We start from the raw sequence: 20,527 nt of genomic DNA on the forward strand, positions 1-20,527 counted from the left end.
CCCGCACCCTTGTGCCCGCTCGGGGCCACCCTTCGGAGGCGCTCCCCGCACGCCCCGCCGGTCGTCTCCGCGCCCCCGCCGAAAGTCAGAGGTTCGGACACGAGATGGCAACGATCGAGTGTTTTGCGGTGAATCTGAGGTCCAGCTGAGGTTTCGCCCGATTTCGCCCCTTAGGCTCTTCCCGTTTGTCCGGAAAGCCAAGTGACACGATGAGACAGAGGACCGATACGGTGAGTGAGCCCGAGTCGAAGACGGCATCCCATCAGCACTACCGCCGCTCGCTCGGCACCATCAGCCTCACCGCGGTCGGACTCGGATCGATCATCGGCTCCGGCTGGCTCTTCGGGGCCGAGCGGGCCGCCCGGCTGGCCGGACCGGCCTCGATCGTCGCCTGGGTGATCGGCGCGGCCGTCGCCCTGACCATCGCGCTCACCTACAGCGAGCTCGGCTCGATGTTCCCCAAGGCCGGCGGCATGGTCCGGTACGGCCAGTACTCGCACGGTTCGCTGGCCGGGTACCTGGCCGCCTGGGCCAACTGGATCGCGATCGTCTCGGTCATCCCCGGTGAGGCCACCGCCTCGGTGCAGTACATGAGTTCCTGGGACTTCGGCTGGGCCAAGGGCCTCTTCGACGGACAGGAGCTGTCCGTCAGCGGCGTGGCCCTGGCCAGTGTGCTGCTGCTCGTCTACTTCGCGCTGAACTGGTTCGCGATCACGCTGTTCGCCAAGACCAACACGGCGATCACGGTGTTCAAGGTCGTCGTCCCCACCCTCACCGCGGGCGCCCTGCTGCTGGCGCACTTCGACACCGCGCACTTCACCGACCACGGCGGCTTCGCGCCGAACGGCTGGAGCGCGGTGTTCACCGCGGTGGCCGTCTCCGGCATCGTCTGGGCCTTCAACGGCTTCCAGTCCCCGCTCAACCTGGCCGGCGAGGCCCGTGACCCCGGCAAGTCGCTGCCCAAGGCCGTGATCGGCTCGATCCTGATCGCCCTGGTGATCTACGTCGCGCTGCAGATCGCCTTCCTCGGCGCCGTTCCGACCGCCGACCTGGCCAACGGCTGGGGCGGCCTCGGCTACACCTCGCCGCTCGCCGACCTGGCCATCGCCTGGGGCCTGAACTGGCTCGCCCTGCTGCTGTACGCGGACGCCTTCGTCTCCCCCAGCGGCACCGGCATGATCTACGCCGCCACCACCTCCCGGATGATCCACGGCGTCCAGGAGAACGGCCACCTGCCGAAGCTCTTCGGCCGGGTCGACCCGAAGACCGGCATCCCGCGCCCGGCGCTGGTGCTCAACCTGGTCGTCGCCTTCTGCTTCCTCGCGGTCTTCCGCGGCTGGGGCTCGCTCGCCGAGATCGTCTCGGTGGCCACCGTGATCTCCTACATCACCGGACCGGTCGCGGTGATGGCGCTGCGCCGCCTGGCCCCCGAGCTGCCCCGGCCGGTCCGGCTGCGCGCGATGCCGGTGATCGCCCCGATCGCCATGATCTTCGGCTCGCTCGTCCTCTACTGGGCCCGCTGGCCGCTCACCGGCAAGGTCATCCTGCTGATGGCCGCCGGTCTGCCGATCTGGGCCTGGTACGAGCTGCGCAAGCCGTTCGCCGAGCTGAAGCCGCACCTCAAGGCCGGCGCCTGGATGGTCGCCTACCTGTTCGTGATGGCCGGCGTCTCCTGGGCCGGCTCCACCGAGTTCGGCGGCGAGGGCTACCTCCCCGAGGGCTGGGACCTGCTGGTCGTCGCGCTGATCGCGCTCGCCTTCTACGCCTGGGGCGTCCGCAGCGCCTGGGCCAACCCCAGCCTCGCCGCCGTCAAGCTCGAGCTCGCCGAGGACGCCGCGGCGGAGCGCGCCGAGGACGGGTCCGGACGGACCGCCGACGCGGAACCCGCCGGAGCACCGCGCGGCTGAGCCCGGCACCGGGCAGCAGGAGGGGCGCCGCCCCGGGATCCCCCGGGCGGCGCCCCTCCGTCGTTGTCGGCGGGGCGCGGAATACTGGGTCGCATGTCGTCGCCCGCCGCTTCCTCCCCGTCCGTCGCGGCCCGTATGAGCCGCCAGGCGTCCCGCGACACCGCGCAGGAGCTGGCCGTCCGGCGGCTGCTGTTCCGCTGGGGCCTGCGCTACCGCGTGAACGCCAAGGTCCCCGGACTGCCGCGGCGCACCGTCGACATCCTGTTCCCCGGCCCGAAGGTCGCGGTCTTCCTCGACGGCTGCTTCTGGCACGGCTGCCCCGAGCACGCGACCAGCCCGAAGTCCAACGCCGACTGGTGGCGCACCAAACTCGACCGCAACGTCACCCGTGACCTGGACACCACCCGCCACCTGGCCGAGGACGGCTGGACGGTGCTGCGGTTCTGGGAGCACGAACCCCCGGCCACCATCGCCCGGACGGTCTGGACCCGGCTGCGGCCGGACGCTCCCCCGCCGGAGGCGGTGGCGCACACGGCGGCCCCCGGCGACGCTCCCTGACGCCCCCGGCGGTCAGCCGCGGCGGGCGCGGCGGATGGCGGAGGTGACGACCGGGGGGAGGAGGTCGCCGACGGCGCGCTTGGCGACGTTGGCGGGGCGGCGGCGTTCGGCGGCGCGGGCACGGCGGTCGGCGAGGTCGCGGTCGGCCGTCTCGCGGTCGCGCTCGGCGGCGCGGAAGGCATCGTCGGCGACCTGCTCGGCGGCGCGGCGCTCCGCCTCGGCGGCCAGCCGGGCGTGGTGGCGGGAGACCCGGAACGGTTCGGCCCCCGCGTCGCTGCCGCTGATCCGGACCAGCCGGCGCCCGTCGACGGTCTCGCTGCTGATGTCGCAGTGCGGCAGGGTGCCCCGGCGGGCCAGCAGGTCGAGCTGGGCGGGCTCCGGGTCGCCCCAGGTGCCGTAGAACTTGCTGTCGGTCAGCACGATCGGCCGCAGTCCGTGGTTGAACACGGCCTCCCAGGTGGCGGCGGCGACGCCCGGGGTGTGGGCGGAGCGGTAGTCGTCCAGGACCACGACGCCGTCGGAGGCGAGCGCCGTCCGGGCGACCTGGATGTCCTCGGCGACGTGCTCGTAGAGGTGCGAGGCGTCGATGTGGATGAAGCGGAAGGCGCCGGGCGCGACCCGGCCGCCGCCCAGCGTCGAGGTCGGGGCCTGGACGATCTCCGGCAGCCGCTCGTTGAAGGCGAGGTAGTTGGTCTCGAAGGCGGCGCGGGTCAGCGTCCGGCGGTAGGACATGTCCATCTCGGCGGCGTTCTCGTCGTCCGGGGCGTCGGAGTCGAAGAGGTCGCAGACCGTGAACGACTCCCCCGGCTGGAGGTGCGAGCCGATGACGATCGCGCTGCGCCCCAGGTAGGCGCCCATCTCCATGAGGTCACCGGAGCGGCCGGCCTTCTCCTGCCGGCCCAGGAACCAGTCGAAGAGGTGCCGGTCCTGGTCCCAGAACCACCCGGGTACGTCGTCGAGCACCCCCGGTTCAGCAGGTCGCTGCTGGTCGGCACTGAGTGCGGCGGCGTCGGTCACGAGGCGGCTCCTAACACGGTACGAACGACCATTGGGCACGATCTCCGGACTCGGGTCGGCCGCTGCGGCCCTGTGACGGTCCCGGCGCTCCGGCTCCGGAGGGCGGTCCGGGCAGACGGAAGCGGCCCGGCCGCCTGGCACCGACCGTAGTCCCGGGTGCCCGAGTTCGCTGCAATCTACTCGCCACGGAGCGGAGTTGCGCGGGCCGGGAGCAAAGAATTTCGGGCTCCGGCCGTTTGTGCGCGGAGTTGACCGAGACCTGTGCACCGCGGAGGAACGGTTCGTCCATAGTGCCGTCCGGGCACCGGATTGTCATCAGGACGGCGCCGGAGGCGGGCGGAGCACCGAACCGGCCCGGCCGGGGGCGACTGCCCCGGCCGGGCCGGCGGGCGGCGGATCAGGCCAGGTCGACACCCGGGTAGAGCGGGAAGCCCGCGAGCAGGTCGGCGGCGCGCTTCGCGACGCCCTCGGCGACCGCCGGGTCCAGCACGTACTGGGCCCTGGAGGGCGCGCCTGCGGCGGTGGTGGCCGGGGTGGTGGCGCGCAGCACGGTGTCGATCAGCCCGGCGATCTCGTCCATCTCGGCGGTGCCGAGGCCCCGGGTGGTGAGCGCCGGGGTGCCGATCCGCACCCCCGAGGTGTACCAGGCTCCGTTCGGGTCGCCCGGCACGGAGTTGCGGTTGGTGACGATGCCGGCGTCCAGCAGCGCGGCCTCGGCCTGGCGGCCGGTCAGGCCGTGGCCGGAGACGTCGACGAGCACGAGGTGGTTGTCGGTGCCGCCGGTGACCAGGGTGCCGCCGCGGCGCAGCAGCCCCTCGGCGAGGGCCCGCGCGTTGTCGACGACCCGCTGGGCGTAGTCCTGGAACTCGGGGCGACGGGCCTCGGCGAAGGCGACCGCCTTGGCGGCCATGACGTGCGAGAGCGGGCCGCCGAGCACCAACGGGCAGCCCCGGTCGACGTGCTCGGCGAGCTCCTCGACGCAGAGCACCATGCCGCCGCGCGGGCCGCGCAGCGACTTGTGGGTGGTGGTGGTGACGATGTGGGCGTGGGCCACCGGGTCCTCGTCGCCGGTGAACACCTTGCCGGCGACCAGGCCGGCGAAGTGGGCCATGTCGACCATCAGGGTGGCGCCGACCTCGTCGGCGATCTCGCGCATCCGGCGGAAGTCGACCCGGCGCGGGTAGGCGGAGTAGCCGGCCACCAGGATCAGCGGGCGGAACTCCCGGGCGGTGGCGCGCAGCGCGTCGTAGTCGATGAGGCCGGTGGCCGGGTCGGTGCCGTAGCTGCGCTGGTCGAACATCTTGCCGGAGATGTTGGGGCGGAAGCCGTGGGTGAGGTGGCCGCCGGTGTCCAGGGACATGCCGAGCATGCGCTGGTTGCCGAGCTCCCGGCGCAGTTCGGCCCAGTCCTCCTCGGTGAGGTCGTTGACGTTGCGGACCTGGGCACGTTCCAGGGCGGGGCTCTCGACCCGCTGGGAGAGGACGGCCCAGAACGCGGTCAGGTTGGCGTCGATGCCGGAGTGCGGCTGGACGTAGGCGTGGTCGGCGCCGAACAGGGCGCGGGCGTGCTCGGCGGCGACGGTCTCAACGGTGTCGACGTTGCGGCAGCCGGCGTAGAAGCGGCGGCCGGCGGTGCCCTCGGCGTACTTGTCGCTGAGCCAGTTGCCCATGGTGAGCAGGACGGCCGGGGAGGCGTAGTTCTCGCTGGCGATGAGCTTGAGCGAGGCGCGCTGGTCGTCGATCTCCTGACCGATGGCGGCGGCGATCCGGGGTTCGACCTCGCGGACCACGTCGAGGGCGGAGCGGAAGGCGGTGTTGGCGGCGGGGGTGGCGGCCGTGTGCGGCTGCGGGGCCATGGCGGTCTCCTGAGGGGGAGGTCGGGGGCCCAGGCGCTCGGCAACTGCTCGTGATTCGGCACGGGGCCGCTTCCCGATGGTCGATTCCATCCGTGCGCGCCAGTCGCGGCCCGCCGGAATCGTACCAACGCCGGACGGCCTGTGGCGGAGATCTCAGAATGCGGGACAGCGGCGGACATGACATACCTTTTGTCCGCTTGTGCCCGTTCTTCTGCTACGGCCGTATTGCGGCGGAATGAAGCCGTCACAATTCCCGAAACAAAGGCCGGGAAGCACTTCCCGGATGCCTTCGGAATGATTTGCGAAAGATCCTGGGTGTCCGATCTGATGGCGTTCGGCGACGCCCCCGGGAAACCCCCGGGAAGGCGTCCGTAAATGTACGCCGGTGCACCTCCACCCATGGGGCGGCACGGAATTCGGGGAGTACGCCTGTCATGGCAGTGGTCGAACACGTCGCCGTACCGGACGCGCCGCCCGCGCGGCCCGCCCCGCCGGGGCTGCTGCGGCGGATCTGCCGCGACCGCACCGGGGCCGTCGCGCTCGGCGTGGTGGTGCTCTTCCTGCTGCTCGCCCTGGCGGCCCCGCTGATCGCCGCGCTGTACGGCAGGAACCCCACCGAGCACTACGGCCAGAACGTCCCCGGCCTGCTCAGCGACGGCGGCCTGCCGATCGCGCCGAACGGCGGCATCTCCGGGGAGTTCTGGTTCGGCCTGGAGCCCGGCCTGGGCCGTGACGTGTTCACCCAGCTGCTCTACGGCATCCGCACCTCGCTGCTGATCGCCTTCGCCTCGGCCGCCGTCACCACCGCTCTCGGGGTGCTGGCCGGGGTCGCGGTGGGCTGCCTGGGCGGGATCACCGACCGGGTGTTCGGCTTCCTCTCCAACGTCCTGCTCGCGTTCCCGACCCTGCTGCTGCTGCTCGCGCTCAGCCCGGTGATCCAGTCCCGGCTGGTCGACCCGGGCGCCGCGGAGCCGGAGTGGATGCAGTTCCTGGTGCTGGTGCTGGTGTTCTCCGCGTTCGGCTGGATTCCGCTCGCCCTTTCCCTGCGGGCCAGCGTCCGGTCGCTCCGGGAAAGGGATTTCGTGCAGTCCGCGCGGGCAATGGGCGCCGGTGGATTCCACATCGTCGTCCGGGAACTCCTGCCGAACGTCCGGGCGCAGCTGCTGGTGCACGCCACCATGGCGGTGCCGGCGTTCGTCGCCTCGGAGGCGGTGCTGTCCTTCCTCGGCGTGGGCATCAACGAGCCGGTCCCGGACTGGGGCCGGATGATCTCCCGCGGCTCCGAGGTGTTCCGGGCCGACCCGACGTACATGTTCTTCCCCGGCGTCGCGCTGCTGCTCTTCGTGCTCGCCTTCAACCTGCTCGGCGACGCCGTCCGGGACGCCCTGGACCCGCGGGCCGCCCGCTGAGGCCGTCGCCGGCCGCGGTCCGACCGACCGCCTTCCTTCCGCTGTTCACCCGACAGTTCACCCGACCGCCCCGGAGACCCCGGGGCAAGGAGAGATTCGCCATGCGCTGGATCAGACCGTCCCTCGCCGTCGTCGCGACCGCCCTGCTGGCGACGTCCTGCTCGGCCGGCGCGGGCAGCACCACCTCGGCCGGCCCCGGTGCCGCGGCCGGGGACGCCTCGCCGCTGACCGCCGCGCTCGGCACCGAGAAGGAGAGCGCCGGACCGGCCCCCGCCGTCCCCGGTGCCCGCGCGGGCGGCACGGTGAACGTCTACAACACCACCGACTTCCGCCACCTCGACCCGCAGAAGGTGTACGCGGGCGCCGCCTACAACACCTCGCTGCTGTGGGGCCGCCAGCTGACCCAGTACCAGGTGGTCGACGGCAGGGCCAGGCTGGTCGGCGACCTCGCCACCGACACCGGCACCGCCAGCGACGACGGCCGCACCTGGACCTACCGGCTGAAGGAGGGCGTGACCTGGGAGGACGGCCAGCCGATCACCTCCCAGCAGGTCAAGTACGGCATCGAGCGCTCGTTCGGCAAGGGCTACGAGGTCGGCCCGCCGTACTGGCCGCAGTGGCTGACCGGCGAGGCCAGCTACGAGGACGCCCGCAAGAAGTACGCCGGCCCGCAGGACGGCGAGCTCGACGCGATCGCGACGCCGGACGACCGCACCCTGGTGTTCCACTTCCCGCAGCCGCAGGCCGACGTGCCGTACATGGCCGCGCAGTCCTCCTCCTCGCCGGTGCGCAAGGACAAGGACACCGGCACCGACTACGACCGGCTGCCGTTCGCCACCGGCCCGTACCGGATCGTCGAGCACGTCCAGAACACCCGGCTGGTGCTGGAGCGCAACCCGCACTGGAAGGCGGAGACCGACCCGGTCCGCAGCCAGTACCCGGAGAAGTTCGTCTTCACCTTCGGGAAGGAGGCGCTCAACATCAACCAGGAGATCCTCTCCGGGCGGGACGGCGGCGCGGACGCCACCACGGTGGCCACCCAGCTCTCCCCCGAGCTGTACCAGACCGTCGACACCGACCCGAAGGCCAAGGACCTCGTCGTCTCCGGACGGCAGGGTGCCTTCGTCACCTACCTCATGGTCAACAACGAGCGGGTGACCGACCCCGAGGTCCGCAAGGCCCTCAACCTCGCCTACCCGCGCCAGCAGGCCCGCCAGGTCCTCGGCGGCAGCCGGGCCGGCGAGCTCGCCAGCACCCTCAGCTCGCCCGCCCTGGTCGACTGGCAGAAGTACGACCTGAACCCGGCCAGGCCGGAGGGCGACCCGGACGCCGCGAAGGCCGTACTGGCCAAGGCCGCGCAGCCGCCCGCCCCGCTCACCTACGCGTACGCCAGTACCCCGAACGGCCAGCGGGTCGCGCAGGTGCTGGTCGACGGCTTCGCCAAGGCCGGCATCACCCTGGTGCCGAAGCCGGTCGACCCCAAGGCCCTGCTGGACGAGGCGCACCGCGCCGACTCCCCCTACGACCTGTGGGAGGAGACCAGCTCGGTCGACTGGCCGACGCCCTCCACCCTGATCCCGTTCTCCTTCGACGGACGCGCCAACAGCGACCTCAACTCCGCCCGCTACCGCAACGGCGCGGTGGACAAGGAGATCGACCGGATCAACGGGATCGGCGAGCCCCGGGCCAAGGCCAAGGAGCTGTACGCGCTGGAGCAGACGGTGATGAAGGACCAGCCGGTGCTGCCGTTCGCCTACCCGAACGTCAACCAGCTGCGCGGCTCCAACGTCGGCGGCGCGTTCGTCCACCCGATCTACGGGTCCGTCGGCCTCGCCTGGCTCTACCTGAAGGCCTGACACCCCGCACTCCCCGGTGGTCCCGCCGCCCGCCCCGCGCGGCGCGCGGCGGGACCGCCGCCCCGACGCCCACCGACCCCGGACCGGCCACCATGCTCTCCTTCGCCCTGCGGCGGATCCTCCAGGCGCTCGCCGTCCTGGCCGCGGTCTCCGCCGCCGCCTTCGCCCTCTTCTACGCCGCCCCCGCCGACCCCGCCCGCGCCGCCTGCGGCCCGCGCTGCGACACCGGTCAGGTCGCGGCGGTCCGCGCGAGCATGGGCCTGGACCAGCCGCTGCTCACCCAGTACACCGACTACCTGACCGGGATCGTGGCCGGCCGCGACGTCCAGGACGTCGACGGCTCCACCCTGCACTGCGACGCGCCCTGCCTCGGCTACTCCTACCGGCTGCACCAGCCGGTCACCGAGGCCCTGGTCGACCACCTGCCGGTGACCCTCTCGCTGGCCGCGGGCGCGCTGGCCGTCCTGGTGGTGTTCGGGCTCGGCAGCGGCTTCGTCGCCGCGCTGCGGCACGGCACCCGGACGGACCGGCTGCTCTCCGGCTTCACCCTGGTCGGCGCCAGCGTGCAGATCTACTTCCTCGGCTATGTCGCCCAGTGGGGCCTGGTCTACACCACCGGACTGCTGCCGCTGCCCTCCTACACCCCGCCGGCCACCGACCCCGCCGCCTGGGCGGGCGGCATGCTGCTCCCGTGGATCGTCCTCGGCTTCGTCAACTCGGCCGTGTTCGCCCGGCTCTCGCGCTCGCAGCTGCTGGAGACGATGGACGAGGAGTACGTGCGCACCGCCCGCGGCAAGGGCCTCGGCCGGCTCCGGGCGCACCTCAAGTACACCGCGCGCGGCGCCGCCGGACCGCTGGTGCAGCTGCTCGGTCTGGAGGCCGGCGCGCTGCTCGGCGGCGCGGTGATCACCGAGACGGTGTTCGGGCTGAACGGCGTGGGCCGGTTCGCCACCGAGGCCGTCGAGGGGCAGGACCTGCCGGCCGTGGTCGGCGCGGTGCTGCTCGCCGCCTGCTTCGTCGTGCTGTTCGTCGCGCTGGCCGATCTGGTGATCGCCTGGCTCGATCCGCGCATCCGCCTCGGCTGAACCACCCGCCGCCTCCCGCCTGGAGCCCTCCCGATGACCTCCTCCTCCGCGACCGCGCCCACCGCCGCGCCGACTGCCGCGCCGGTGCCCGCCGCCGGGCCGCCGGTGCTCAGCGTCCGCGACCTCTCCGTCAGCTTCGCCGACCCGCGCGGCGGCGCACCCGTGCACGCCGTGCGGGGCCTGTCCTTCGACCTCGCCCGGGGCGAGGTCCTCGGCCTGGTCGGCGAGTCCGGCTCCGGCAAGTCCGCCACCGGGCTCGCCGTGCTGGGCCTGCACGACCCGCGCACCACCACGGTCACCGGCTCGGTCCGGCTGGACGGGCAGGAGCTGGTCGGCGCCGGGGAGCGGGTGCTGCGACAGGTGCGCGGCGGGCGGGTGGCCCTGGTCTTCCAGGACGCGCTGACCTCGCTCAGCCCCTTCCACACCGTCGGCGCGCAGCTCGCCGAGATGTACCGGCTGCACCACCCCCGCGCGGGCCGGGCGGAGGCCGGCCGGGCCGCCGCCGCCATGCTCGACCGGGTGGGCATCCCGGCCGCCCGGACGGCCGACCACCCGCACCGCTTCTCCGGCGGCATGCGGCAGCGGGTGATGATCGCGATGGCCCTGCTGAACAATCCCGACGTGCTGATCGCCGACGAGCCCACCACCGCGCTCGACGCCCGCGTCCAGGGCCAGGTGCTCGACCTGCTGGGCGAGTTGCAGCGCGAGCACGGCACCGCCGTGCTGCTGGTCAGCCACGACCTCGGGGTGGTCGCGGGCAGCACCGACCGCACCCTCGTGCTGCGCGGCGGCCGGGAGGTGGAGACCGCGCCCACCGCGGAGCTGCTGGCTGCACCCCGGGAGCCGTACACCAGGGCCCTGGTCGGCGCCGCGCTGACGCTGGAATCGGTGCCGGGCACACCGCTGCCGACCGTCGACGACCCCTCGCCGGCGCCCCGGCCGACCGACCGCCCCGGTCCGGCGGCGTCCGGGTCCGCCTCGGCCACCGGCGGGCGGTGGCTGGTCGAGGTCGAGGACCTCTCGGTGCACTTCCCCGGCCGCCGCCGCTTCCCCGGGACGCGGTCCGAGCCGGTGCGGGCCGTCGAGGGGCTCGGCCTGCGCATCGCGCCCGGCGAGACGCTCGGCCTGGTCGGCGAGTCCGGATCCGGGAAGTCCACCACCGCGCGGGTGCTGGCCGGTCTCCAGCCCGCCACCGCCGGCACCGTCCGGTACGACGGCCAGGACGCCGGCCGGCCGGACCGGGCGCTGCGGCGGCGGCTCGCCAAGGAGGTCCAGCTGGTCTTCCAGGACCCGTACGCCTCGCTCAACCCGCGCCGCACCGTCGCGCAGACCCTGGAGACCCCGCTGCGGCTGCACACCGCGCTCGGCCCCGACGAACGGCGGCGGCGGTCCGCCGAACTGCTGGAGCGGGTCGGGCTGCCGGCCGACCGGCTGGACCGCTATCCGCACGAGTTCTCCGGCGGCCAGCGCCAGCGGATCGGGATCGCCCGCGCGCTCGCGGCCGAACCCCGGCTGATCATCGCCGACGAGCCGGTGTCCGCACTGGACGTGTCGGTCCAGGCGCAGGTCCTCAATCTGCTCATGGAACTGCGCGAACAGCTCGGCGTCGCCTTCCTGTTCGTCTCGCACGACCTCGCGGTGGTCCGCCACTTCTGCGACCGGGTGGCGGTGATGCACCGCGGCCGGCTGGTCGAATCCGCGGACCGCGACCGCCTGTTCGCCGCGCCGCACACCGAGTACACCCGGGAGCTGCTGGCCGCCGCGCGCTGAGCGGACCACGCTCCCGGGGCCCGCCGCCCGCGGCGGCGCGCACGACCGGCCGACAGTTCGGGTCTTCGCCTGCGCGGCCGGTACCGGGCGCGTTAGCGTGCAGCGAACGACCGCTGCGGCGGTCCGACGGGACATCTGCTCGATCCGGGAGAAACGTGTCCGAGGAAAAGCTGCTCGCCAGGATCAACCACGGCTTCGACCACCTCGACGCCGACGGGGACGGCCTGCTGACCGAGCACGACCACGTGCTGATGGGCCGGGCGGTGGCCCGTTCGCTGGGGCACGCGGAGGGTTCGCGCACCGAGGAGCGCATCGTCGACGCCTACCTGGCGATCTGGCGCGACCTGCACGTCTCCCACCTGCCGGTCGGCACCACCTCGATCGGCCGCGCGCAGTTCGTCGCCTCGACCCGCTCGCTGGCCGACGACCCGGTGGCCGCGCGGACCGTGCTCGGCGCGCTGGCCGAGGCCTTCCTCGCGATCGCCGACGTGGACGGCAGCGGAACGGTGGACGCGGGCGAGTTCTTCGTCTTCCAGCGCGGGCACTTCTCCGCCCTCTCCCGCGACGACGCCGACGAGGCGTTCCGCCGGCTGGACGTGGACGGCGACGGCGTGCTCTCGGCCGAGGAGTTCGTCGGCGGCATCATCGAGTTCTGGACCAGCCGCGAGGCCGAGGCCCCCGGACACTGGTGGGCCGGGCGTCCTCCGTACGCGGTCTGACGGGGACCCGTCCGAACCGGACCGCGGGACGCCGTCCGGCCCGCCCGGCGGGAGCCCCGCGCGCCGCGCCGCGGGAGCCCGTCGGCTCCTGCGGTCCGGGGATCCGCGCAGGTGACCGGCGGTCTCCCGGCCGACGGCGGGAGCAGGGGCGGGCACGGCGGCGGGGCGGTCCGGCGGGTAGCGTGGCGGTGCCGGCGCCCGGACGGGGCCGGACGCTGTCACGACGGGTCGGTGCGTCCCGGCCGCCCCCGGCCGGCCGGACGCCGCACCGTCGGGCCGCGCGCCAGGACCGCCCGGACCGGCCGTCGCGTCCGGCCGGACGCGGCGCGCACAGCCGCAAGGAACCATCCGCATGCCCAGCACGGCCCCCACCCCCGCTCCCCCCACCACCCGGTCCGTCCCCGCCTTCGTCGCCCGCCCGGCCCTCGCCCTCGGGACCCACACCGTGACGGCCGAGCGGATCCGGGAGGACATCCTCGACCGCAACCCCGACTACCCGGCCCGGCAGGCCCAGACCGTCCGGCTGGCGCTCGGCAACCTGCCCGGCACCCGCCGCTACTTCCGGCCGTACGAGCTGGTCTCCTCCCCCGGGCGGACCGCCGCCGAACGCAAGACCACGACCTTCGGCGACCTGCTGGCCGCCGCCGAACAGGCCGCCACCGAGGCGATGCTGACGGCGGGCGTCCGGCCCGAGCAGGTGGACTGCGTGATCGTGTCCAGCGCGACCGGCGACGCCGTGCCCGGTCTGGACGTCCACCTCCAGCAGAACCTGGGCCTGCGCCCCGACATCAGCCGGCTGCCGATGAGCCAGCTGGCCTGCGCGGGCGGCGCCCACGTCCTGCTCACGGCCCGTCGCTTCCTGGCCTGGAACCCGGCCGCCGTGGTGCTGGTGGTCGCCGCCGAGTCGCTCTCCTCGCTCTACCAGAACAGCCGCACCTCGGTGGAGGACCAGATCTACAAGGGCCTCTGGGGCGACGCGGCGGCGGCCGCCGTGGTCACGGCCGAGCAGCGCACGCCCGGGCTCGGGCTGGACCACTGCTTCGAGTACACCATCCCGCACACCACCGACCGCTACCGCAAGCTGACGGACCACCGGGGCGACCACTTCGCCTCCACCCGGGCCTCGCTCCGCTCGGTCACCGACCTGGGCCCGGCGCTGCTCGACTGGCTGGACCGGCACGGCGGACGGGAGCTGGACTTCGGCGTGCTGCACCCGGGCGGCCCGGCCATCCTGGACCGGCTCGGGGTACTGCTCGACGCGGACGCCGCGTTCCTGCGGCACTCGCGGGACGTCCTCACCGAGGAGGGCAACCTGGGCGGGGCCACCGTGTTCTCCGTCCTCGCCCGCACCCATCGCACGCCTCCGCCGGCCGGCGCCCGCGGCCTGCTGCTGGGCCTCGGCCCGGGGGTGACCCTGAGCACCCTGCTGGCCACCTGGTGCGGCTGAGCCGGTGCCGGGCCGGTGCCGGGCCGGACTACCGGACCGCGCCCCGGGCGGCCCTCCGGGCGGACTACCTGACCGCGTCCCGGGCGGCCCTCCGGGCGGACCGCCGGGCCGAGGGCCGTCCCGACCCCCGGCTGCCGCTCACCACCAGACACACGCCGGCGACCACGACGGCCCCGCCCACCAGGGTGGGGCCGGTCAGCGGCTCGGCCAGCACCAGCCACCCCAGGAGCACGGCCACCACCGGATTCACGTACGCGTAGGTGGCCACCAGCGTCAGCGGGGCCGAACGCAGCAGCCAGGCGTATGCGGTGAAGGCGACCAGCGAACCGAACACCACCAGGAAGGCCAGCGCCAGCCAGGACCGGGTGGACACGTCGCCGGGGCGCAGACCGCGTTCCTCCCCCCGGGCCAGGCCGATCAGCAGATTGCCGAGCCCCCCGGCGAGCATCTGGTAGGCGCTGGACGCGAGGACGTTCCCGGGCATCCGGATCCGCTTGCCGGCGAAGGAGCCGAACGCCCAGGTGAGGGTGGCGCAGATGATCGCCACCACCCCGGCGGGGGCTACCGACCCGCCGATCGCGGGGGCGGAGAGCACGGCCAGGCCCACCAGTCCGAGCAGCACTCCGGCCAGTTCGGCGCGCTTGGGCCGCTCGCCCCCGGCGGCCATCAGCAGCACCATCCAGAGCGGCACGGCGGCGACCAGCAGCGCGGCCAGGCCGGACGGGACGGAGGTCTCGCCGAGCACCACGAGTCCGTTGCCGCCGGTCAGCAGCAGCAGTCCGACCAGGACCGCGGAGCCCAGCTGCCGCAGGTCCACCCGGAGTCCGTCCCGGCCGTGGCGGACGGCGACGAAGCCGGCGAGCAGCAGACCGGCGGTCAGGAAGCGGGCGGCGGCGGAGAGGAAGGACGGCATGGTCTCCACCGCGATCCGGATCGCCAGATACGTCGAGCCCCACACCACGTAGACCACCACCAGCGCCGTCCACACCCCGGCGCCGAGCCGCCCGGCCGGAGCCCCGTCGGTCTCGGCGGTGCCGCCGGTGCCGCCGGGGCCTTTCGCGAGGGCGTCGACGGGGGCGTCGGCGAGGGCCGGGCGGGCGGCCGCGGACCCGGCCGACCGGCGTTCGGCGGGAACTGTCATGGGTGTCCCCCTGGGACGGTGCTGGCAGATGTACCCGACATGACACCGCATCGGCCACCCCGCGCGCCAGTGGGTATCACCAGGCGGTCACCATCGAACACCGGTCCGCGTCCCGACCCCGGCCGTGCGGTCCCCGTCCTGCCCCGTCCGGTCCCGCCCCGCCCCGTCCTCGAGGAGTCCCCGTGCCGCCCGCCCTCCCCTTCTTCGTCTACGGCACCCTGCTCACCGGGGAGCGCAACCACGCGGTGTTCCTGGCCGGCCGCTGCGCCTCGGTACGGCCGGCGGTCCTGCCCGGCGCGGCGCTGCACGCCGGGCCCGGGTTCCCGTACGCCGTGCCGGACGCCGAGCCCGGCCGGCGGATCCTCGGCGAGCTGGTGACGATCCGCCCCGCCGCGTACCCGGAGGCGCTCGCGGCGCTGGACCGGCTGGAGGACTGCCGTCCGGACGGCGGCGGCGAGTACGTCCGCGAGCGGCTGACCGTCCGCACCGAGGACGGCGGCACCGCCCCGGCCTGGGTGTACCTGGCCGGGGCGGCCGTCGGCGCCCGGCTGCGCGCGCACCCGGCGCTGATCGCCTCCGGCGACTGGCGGCGGCGCGGCTGAGCGCCGACGGCCGGGGACGGCACCGGCCCGGCCCCTCAGTCCCCGGTGAGCCCCCGGGCGACCCGGTCGCCGAGCGCCCGGTCGACGTTGCGCCAGTACTCCAGTGCCCGCCGGAGCACCGGGTCGCTCACCCCGGCTCCGAGGTGCCCGACGATGTTGGCGACCAGCCGGTCCCGCTGCCCGTCGTCCAGCACCTGCCGCACCAGGGTGCCCGCCTGGCCCCAGTCGTCGTCCTCGGCGTGCGGCGAGTACGCCTCCCGCACCATCCCGCCGGAGCTCTGCCACCCCGCCGCCGGGTCGTCGTAGGCCCTCGGGTCCGCCGCCGGCCCGCCGTAGGAGTTGGGCGCGTAGGGCGCCGCCGCCCGCGACGGGTCGAAGCGCATCGGCCCGTCCTTGGCGTAGGAGTGCACCGGGACGTGCGGCCGGTTCGGCGGCAGCTGGGCGTAGTTGGGCCCGATCCGGTACCGGTGGGTGTCGGGGTACGAGAAGATCCGGCCGAGCAGCATCTTGTCCGGCGAGACGCTGATGCCCGGCACCAGGTTGGCGGGCTCGAAGGCGGCCTGTTCGATGTGGACGAAGTAGTCCTCGGGGTTGCGGTCCAGCGTCAGCTTCCCGACCGGGATCAGCGGGTAGTCGCCGTGCGGCCAGACCTTGGTCAGGTCGAAGGGGTTGAACCGGTAGCCCGGCGCCTCGTCGAAGGGCATGACCTGCACGTACAGCGTCCACGACGGCGGGGTGCCGCCGTCGACGGCCTGCCAGAGGTCCTGGCGGTGCAGGTCGGGGTCGGTGCCCGCCAGCCGGTCGGCCTCGTCCTGGGTCAGGAAGTCGACGCCCTGGTCCGTCCTGAAGTGGTACTTCACCCAGAACCGCGCACCGTCCGCGTTGATCCACAGGTAGGTGTGCGAGCCGTAGCCGTTCATGTGCCGGTAGGACTTCGGGATGCCCCGGTCCCCCATCAGCCAGGTCACCATGTGGGCGGACTCCGGCGACAGCGTCCAGAAGTCCCACTGCATGTCATGGTCGCGCAGGCCGTTGTCGGTACGGCGCTTCTGCGAGCGGATGAAGTCCTGGAACTTGATCGTGTCGCGGACGAAGAAGACCGGCGTGTTGTTGCCGACCAGGTCGTAGTTGCCGTCCTCGGTGTAGAACTTCAGCGCGAACCCGCGCGGGTCCCGCCAGGTGTCCGGACTGCCCTGCTCGCCCGCGACCGTCGAGAACCGCGCCAGCACCTCGGTCCGCTTCCCCGGCTGGAACAGCAGCGCCTTGGTCCAGCGGCTCACGTCCTCCGTCGTCTCGAAGGAGCCGTAGGCCCCGGCGCCCTTGGCGTGCACCACCCGTTCGGGCACCCGCTCCCGGTTGAACTGCGCCATCTTCTCGATCAGGTAGTGGTCGTGGAGCAGGATCGGGCCGTCCCGTCCCACGGTGAGCGAGTGCTCGTCGCTCGGAACCGGGATCCCGGCGTTGGAGGTCGTGCGCGGGACCGCTGAGTCGGACATGGTGTCCTCCCTTGCGTACTGGAGCCTTGCGTGCTGGAGTGCCCCCCGGCGTACTCGACTGCCCCCGGGCGGGCGGCGCATGCCACGGCCCCCGGACGACGCTATGCCCGGGCGTCCGGGGCCGCACCCTGGCCGCACCCGGGGCGAATACCGCCAGGTAGGCTGCCCACACCCCGCGTCGACGACCCCGCCCCGAGGAGCCCCCCGGTGTCCCAGCAGCCACCCCCGATCACCGTCGTCGGGATCGGGGCCGACGGCTGGCCCGGACTGGCCGCCACCGCGCGCGCCGCCCTGCGGGCCGCCGGGGCCGTGATCGGCGGCCCCCGGCAGCTGGACCTGCTGCCCGCCGACGAGGTCGGAGCCGAACGGGTGCCCTGGCCGTCCCCGCTGCGCCCGGCCGTCCCCGGCCTGCTCGCCCGGTACGCGGACCGCAGGCCGGTCGTGCTGGCCAGCGGCGACCCGATGTTCTTCGGCATCGGCCGCACCCTCGCCGAGACCGTCGGCCCCGAACGGCTGCGGATCCTGCCGCACCCCTCCTCGGTCGCCCACGCCTGCGCCCGGCTCGGCTGGCCGCTGGAGGCCACCGAGGTGGTCAGCCTGGTCGGCCGGCCCCTCGACACGCTGCGGCTCGCCCTCAACCCCGGCCGTCGGCTGCTGGTGCTCAGCGCCGGTTCCGCCACCCCCGCCGCCGTCGCCGCGCTGCTCGCCGCGCACGGCTACGGCTCGGCCCGGCTGCGGGTCCTCGAACAGCTCGGCGGGCCCGGCGAACGGCAGCTGGACGGCCCCGCCGACGGCTGGCCGCACCCGCCCGGCGACCCGCTCAACCTGGTCGCCGTCGAACTCGGCGCCGACGGCCCCCGCACCCCGGTCGTCCCCGGCCTGCCCGACGACGCGTACGAGAGCGACGGCCAGCTGACCAAGCGGCACGTGCGCGCCGCCACGCTCGCCACCCTGGCCCCCGTCCCCGGCGAACTGCTCTGGGACGTCGGCGGCGGCTCGGGCTCGATCGCGATCGAGTGGCTGCGCGCCCACCGCGACAACCGGGCCGTCACGGTCGAACGCGACCCGGTGCGGGCCGAGCGGATCGTCCGCAACGCCGCCGCCCTGGGCGTGCCCCGGCTGCGCGTGGTCACCGGCCCCGCCCCGGACGCGCTCGCCGGACTGCCCGCCCCGGACGCGGTGTTCGTCGGCGGCGGCCTCACCGCGCCCGGTCTGCTCGACACCTGCTGGGCCGCGCTGCCGCCCGGCGGCCGACTGGTCGCCAACACGGTGACCCTGGAGTCGGAGGCGCTGCTCACCACCTGGTACCGGCGGCACGGCGGCGAGCTGCTGCGGCTCGCCGTGGCGCACGCCGTCCCGGTCGGCGGCTTCACCGGCTGGCGCCAGGCGATGCCGGTCACCCAGTGGTCCGCCGTCAAGCCCGCCGCCGACACCCTCACCTCCCGGGAGAACGCCTCGTGACCGTCCACTTCGTCGGGGCCGGCCCCGGCGCCGCCGACCTGATCACCCTGCGCGGCCAGCGGATCCTGGCCCGCGCCGAGGTCTGCCTCTACGCCGGCAGCCTGGTGCCGCGCGAACTGCTCGCCGAGTGCCCGCCCGGCGCCCGGCTGGTCGACACCGCCGACCTCACCCTGGACGTGATCGTCGAGGAGATGGTCCGCGCCCACGCCGCCGGGCAGGACGTCGCCCGGCTGCACTCCGGCGACCCGTCGGTGTTCAGCGCCGTCGCCGAGCAGATGCGCCGCCTCAACGCGGCCGGCGTGCCCTACGAGGTGGTCCCGGGCGTACCGGCCTTCGCCGCCGCGGCGGCCGCTCTGAAGCGCGAGCTGACCGTGCCGACCGTCGGCCAGACCGTGATCCTCACCCGGATCGCCAAGCGCGCCACCCCGATGCCGCCGGGAGAGGACCTCGCCACCCTCGGCCGCAGCGGCGCCCTGCTCGTACTGCACCTGGCCGCCGGGTACGTGGACGACGTGGTCGAGCAGCTGCTCCCGCACTACGGGGCGGACTGCCCGGCCGCCGTGGTCGCGATGGCCAGCCGGCCGGACGAGCTGGTGCTGCGCGGCACCGTCGGGGACATCGCCGGACAGCTGAAGGCCGCCGGTGTGGTCCGCACCGCCGTGATCATCGTCGGCCGCACCCTGGCCGCCGAGCAGTTCCGCGACAGCCACCTCTACTCCGCGGACCGCGAGCGCCCGCACAAGTCCTGCGGCGCCTGATGGCACCCCCCGCCCCACCGCTCCCGGCGGCCCCGTCCGACCGCCGCCACCTGCTGATCCTCGGCGGCACCACCGAGGCCCGCGCCCTCGCCGCCGCGCTCGACGGCCGGACCGGGCTCCGGGTCACCAGCTCGCTCGCCGGGCGGGTGGCCCGGCCCCGGCTGCCCGCCGGCGAGGTGCGGATCGGGGGCTTCGGCGGCGCCGACGGCCTCGCCGCCTGGCTGCGGGCCGAGCGGGTGGACGCGGTGGTGGACGCCACCCACCCGTTCGCCGCGGTGATGTCCGGCAACGCCGCGGCGGCCGCCGCGGCGACCGGTGTCCCGCTGCTGGCGCTGCGCCGTCCCGGCTGGGCGGCGGTGCCGGGGGACGACTGGCACCGCGTCCCGTCCCTGGACGCCGCCGCCGCGCTGCTGCCCGCCCTCGGCCGGCGGGTCCTGCTCACCAGCGGCCGCCAGGGCATCGCCGCCTTCGCCCACCTCGACGGTCTGCACTTCGTGGCCCGCTCGGTCGATCCGCCCGAACCTCCGCTGCCCGCCGCACTCGACGTGCTGCTCGACCGGGGCCCGTTCACCCTGGACGGCGAGCGGGCGGTGCTGCGCGAGCACCGGATCGACGTCGTGGTCACCAAGGACAGCGGCGGCGCGGCCACCGCCCCCAAGCTCACCGCGGCCCGCGAACTCGGCCTGCCCGTCGTCGTGGTGGACCGCCCGCCGCTGCCGGCCGGGGTGCCGGTCGCGGCGAGCGTCCCCGAGGCACTGGAGCGCCTGGCCGAACAGGGCCTGACCGGCGGGTAATTCCCGCGCGGGACCCGCCCCCCGCTGCCAGGATGGCCGGATGACCGACGCCTACGAACTCGCCGACGCCGCCCGCACCGAACCGCCGCTGGCCGCCGGGGAACTCGCCACCCTGACCGGCTTCCTGGACTACCAGCGCGCCACCTTCGCCTGGAAGTGCGCCGGGCTGAGCACCGAACAGCTCCGCGCCCGCCCGCTGCTCCCCTCCCCGCTCTCCCTGCTCGGCCTGACCCGCCACCTGGCCGAGGTGGAGCGCGGGTGGTTCCGCAACGTCCTCGACAGCGAGGGCCACCCCGGCTTCTGGGGCGGCCGGGAGGCCGAGTTCGAGGTCGACGGGGCCGACCCGGAGGAGGCCCTCACCCGCTGGCGCGCCGAGTGCGAGCACGCCCGCGGACTCGTCTCCGCCGCCGCGTCCCTGGACGTGCTCGGCCACTACCGCGCGCCCGACGGCGAGGAGACCTCGTACTCCCTGCGCTGGATCCTCACCCACATGATCGAGGAGTACGCCCGCCACAACGGCCACGCCGACCTCCTCCGCGAGCACCTCGACGGCCGCACCGGCGAGTAGCCGGGCCCGGGAACGCCGCCGCCCGGCACCGGGGTTCCGGTGCCGGGCGGCGGCGTTGCGCGGTGGGTCCGCAGCGGGGGCGCG

The 20,527-nt window shown here is 74.4% G+C and carries 17 protein-coding genes and 1 riboswitch; of the genes, 13 read left to right on the forward strand and 4 right to left on the reverse strand.

Translation table 11 applies throughout. The features are described 5' to 3' along the window. Positions 1 to 209: 209 nt before the first annotated feature. Positions 210 to 1,907, forward strand: a complete 1,698-nt coding sequence (locus BLU95_RS08650) for an APC family permease (RefSeq protein WP_093859474.1) — start codon at positions 210 to 212, stop codon at positions 1,905 to 1,907. A 93-nt stretch (positions 1,908 to 2,000) separates the two neighbouring features. Beyond that, positions 2,001 to 2,465 carry a very short patch repair endonuclease gene (locus tag BLU95_RS08655; RefSeq protein ID WP_231978422.1) on the forward strand — a complete coding sequence of 155 codons (465 nt, stop codon included), beginning with the start codon at positions 2,001 to 2,003 and terminating at the stop codon, positions 2,463 to 2,465. A 12-nt stretch (positions 2,466 to 2,477) separates the two neighbouring features. On the opposite strand, the gene BLU95_RS08660 is transcribed toward BLU95_RS08655, so the two are convergent. Beyond that, positions 2,478 to 3,482 carry a class I SAM-dependent methyltransferase gene (locus BLU95_RS08660; RefSeq protein WP_093859475.1) on the reverse strand — a complete coding sequence of 335 codons (1,005 nt, stop codon included), beginning with the start codon at positions 3,480 to 3,482 and terminating at the stop codon, positions 2,478 to 2,480. Positions 3,483 to 3,879: 397 nt separating this feature from the next. Next, a complete protein-coding gene (locus BLU95_RS08665; protein ID WP_093859476.1) occupies positions 3,880 to 5,337 on the reverse strand; it encodes a glycine hydroxymethyltransferase in 1,458 nt (485 codons plus the stop codon). A gap of 20 nt (positions 5,338 to 5,357) precedes the next feature. After that, positions 5,358 to 5,454: riboswitch (ZMP/ZTP riboswitch) on the reverse strand. Positions 5,455 to 5,771: 317 nt separating this feature from the next. On the opposite strand from BLU95_RS08665, the gene BLU95_RS08670 reads away from it, so the two are divergent. From BLU95_RS08670 to BLU95_RS08695, 6 genes are all read left to right on the forward strand, one after another. Then, a complete protein-coding gene (locus tag BLU95_RS08670; protein WP_093859477.1) occupies positions 5,772 to 6,746 on the forward strand; it encodes an ABC transporter permease in 975 nt (324 codons plus the stop codon). Between the two features lie 101 nt (positions 6,747 to 6,847). After that, positions 6,848 to 8,602, forward strand: a complete 1,755-nt coding sequence (locus BLU95_RS08675; RefSeq protein WP_093859478.1) for an ABC transporter substrate-binding protein — start codon at positions 6,848 to 6,850, stop codon at positions 8,600 to 8,602. A 92-nt stretch (positions 8,603 to 8,694) separates the two neighbouring features. Continuing rightward, on the forward strand, positions 8,695 to 9,687 hold the full coding sequence (locus tag BLU95_RS08680; protein ID WP_093859479.1) for an ABC transporter permease: 993 nt from the start codon (positions 8,695 to 8,697) through the stop codon (positions 9,685 to 9,687). Positions 9,688 to 9,720: 33 nt separating this feature from the next. Then, the gene (locus BLU95_RS08685; RefSeq protein ID WP_093859480.1) at positions 9,721 to 11,457 is read left to right on the forward strand and encodes a dipeptide ABC transporter ATP-binding protein; all 1,737 of its coding nucleotides are present in this window, start codon (positions 9,721 to 9,723) and stop codon (positions 11,455 to 11,457) included. A gap of 155 nt (positions 11,458 to 11,612) precedes the next feature. Further along, entirely contained in the window at positions 11,613 to 12,176 is a 564-nt protein-coding gene (locus BLU95_RS08690; protein ID WP_093859481.1) for an EF-hand domain-containing protein, read from the forward strand. Positions 12,177 to 12,528: 352 nt separating this feature from the next. After that, positions 12,529 to 13,623, forward strand: a complete 1,095-nt coding sequence (locus BLU95_RS08695) for a beta-ketoacyl-[acyl-carrier-protein] synthase family protein (RefSeq protein ID WP_093859482.1) — start codon at positions 12,529 to 12,531, stop codon at positions 13,621 to 13,623. A gap of 64 nt (positions 13,624 to 13,687) precedes the next feature. On the opposite strand, the gene BLU95_RS08700 is transcribed toward BLU95_RS08695, so the two are convergent. Beyond that, positions 13,688 to 14,764 (reverse strand): EamA family transporter, encoded by a 1,077-nt coding sequence (locus tag BLU95_RS08700; protein WP_093859483.1) that lies wholly within the window; start codon positions 14,762 to 14,764, stop codon positions 13,688 to 13,690. A 182-nt stretch (positions 14,765 to 14,946) separates the two neighbouring features. Between BLU95_RS08700 and BLU95_RS08705 the strand changes: the two genes are divergently transcribed. Further along, positions 14,947 to 15,366 carry a gamma-glutamylcyclotransferase family protein gene (locus BLU95_RS08705; protein ID WP_093859484.1) on the forward strand — a complete coding sequence of 140 codons (420 nt, stop codon included), beginning with the start codon at positions 14,947 to 14,949 and terminating at the stop codon, positions 15,364 to 15,366. A gap of 35 nt (positions 15,367 to 15,401) precedes the next feature. Here the strand turns inward: BLU95_RS08705 and BLU95_RS08710 are convergent, their stop codons facing one another. Further along, on the reverse strand, positions 15,402 to 16,862 hold the full coding sequence (locus BLU95_RS08710; protein WP_093859485.1) for a catalase: 1,461 nt from the start codon (positions 16,860 to 16,862) through the stop codon (positions 15,402 to 15,404). Between the two features lie 207 nt (positions 16,863 to 17,069). On the opposite strand from BLU95_RS08710, the gene cbiE reads away from it, so the two are divergent. The 4 genes from cbiE to BLU95_RS08730 are packed head-to-tail and all read left to right on the forward strand — an operon-like array spanning position 17,070 to position 20,443. Further along, a complete protein-coding gene (gene cbiE / locus BLU95_RS08715) occupies positions 17,070 to 18,323 on the forward strand; it encodes a precorrin-6y C5,15-methyltransferase (decarboxylating) subunit CbiE (protein WP_093859486.1) in 1,254 nt (417 codons plus the stop codon). Further along, positions 18,320 to 19,081 (forward strand): precorrin-4 C(11)-methyltransferase, encoded by a 762-nt coding sequence (gene cobM, locus BLU95_RS08720; protein ID WP_093859487.1) that lies wholly within the window; start codon positions 18,320 to 18,322, stop codon positions 19,079 to 19,081. Before cbiE ends, cobM begins: the two co-directional genes overlap by 4 nt. Beyond that, positions 19,081 to 19,875 (forward strand): cobalt-precorrin-6A reductase, encoded by a 795-nt coding sequence (locus BLU95_RS08725; RefSeq protein ID WP_093859488.1) that lies wholly within the window; start codon positions 19,081 to 19,083, stop codon positions 19,873 to 19,875. Before cobM ends, BLU95_RS08725 begins: the two co-directional genes overlap by 1 nt. Before the next feature lie 40 nt (positions 19,876 to 19,915). Beyond that, positions 19,916 to 20,443, forward strand: coding sequence for a DinB family protein (locus tag BLU95_RS08730; RefSeq protein ID WP_093859489.1), 528 nt, complete (start codon positions 19,916 to 19,918; stop codon positions 20,441 to 20,443). The last annotated feature ends 84 nt before the right edge of the window (positions 20,444 to 20,527 follow it).

It is taken from the genome of Streptomyces sp. TLI_053 (assembly GCF_900105395.1).
Classification (GTDB): Bacteria; Actinomycetota; Actinomycetes; order Streptomycetales; family Streptomycetaceae; genus Kitasatospora.

Coding starts and splice junctions, on each gene's coding strand:
- BLU95_RS08650 (WP_093859474.1), top strand. CDS start 210: ATGAGACAGAGGACCGATACGGTGAGTGAGCCCGAGTCGAAGACGGCA.
- BLU95_RS08655 (WP_231978422.1), top strand. CDS start 2,001: ATGTCGTCGCCCGCCGCTTCCTCCCCGTCCGTCGCGGCCCGTATGAGC.
- BLU95_RS08665 (WP_093859476.1), bottom strand. CDS start 5,337: ATGGCCCCGCAGCCGCACACGGCCGCCACCCCCGCCGCCAACACCGCC.
- BLU95_RS08670 (WP_093859477.1), top strand. CDS start 5,772: ATGGCAGTGGTCGAACACGTCGCCGTACCGGACGCGCCGCCCGCGCGG.
- BLU95_RS08675 (WP_093859478.1), top strand. CDS start 6,848: ATGCGCTGGATCAGACCGTCCCTCGCCGTCGTCGCGACCGCCCTGCTG.
- BLU95_RS08680 (WP_093859479.1), top strand. CDS start 8,695: ATGCTCTCCTTCGCCCTGCGGCGGATCCTCCAGGCGCTCGCCGTCCTG.
- BLU95_RS08685 (WP_093859480.1), top strand. CDS start 9,721: ATGACCTCCTCCTCCGCGACCGCGCCCACCGCCGCGCCGACTGCCGCG.
- BLU95_RS08695 (WP_093859482.1), top strand. CDS start 12,529: ATGCCCAGCACGGCCCCCACCCCCGCTCCCCCCACCACCCGGTCCGTC.
- BLU95_RS08700 (WP_093859483.1), bottom strand. CDS start 14,764: ATGACAGTTCCCGCCGAACGCCGGTCGGCCGGGTCCGCGGCCGCCCGC.
- BLU95_RS08710 (WP_093859485.1), bottom strand. CDS start 16,862: ATGTCCGACTCAGCGGTCCCGCGCACGACCTCCAACGCCGGGATCCCG.
- BLU95_RS08725 (WP_093859488.1), top strand. CDS start 19,081: ATGGCACCCCCCGCCCCACCGCTCCCGGCGGCCCCGTCCGACCGCCGC.
- BLU95_RS08730 (WP_093859489.1), top strand. CDS start 19,916: ATGACCGACGCCTACGAACTCGCCGACGCCGCCCGCACCGAACCGCCG.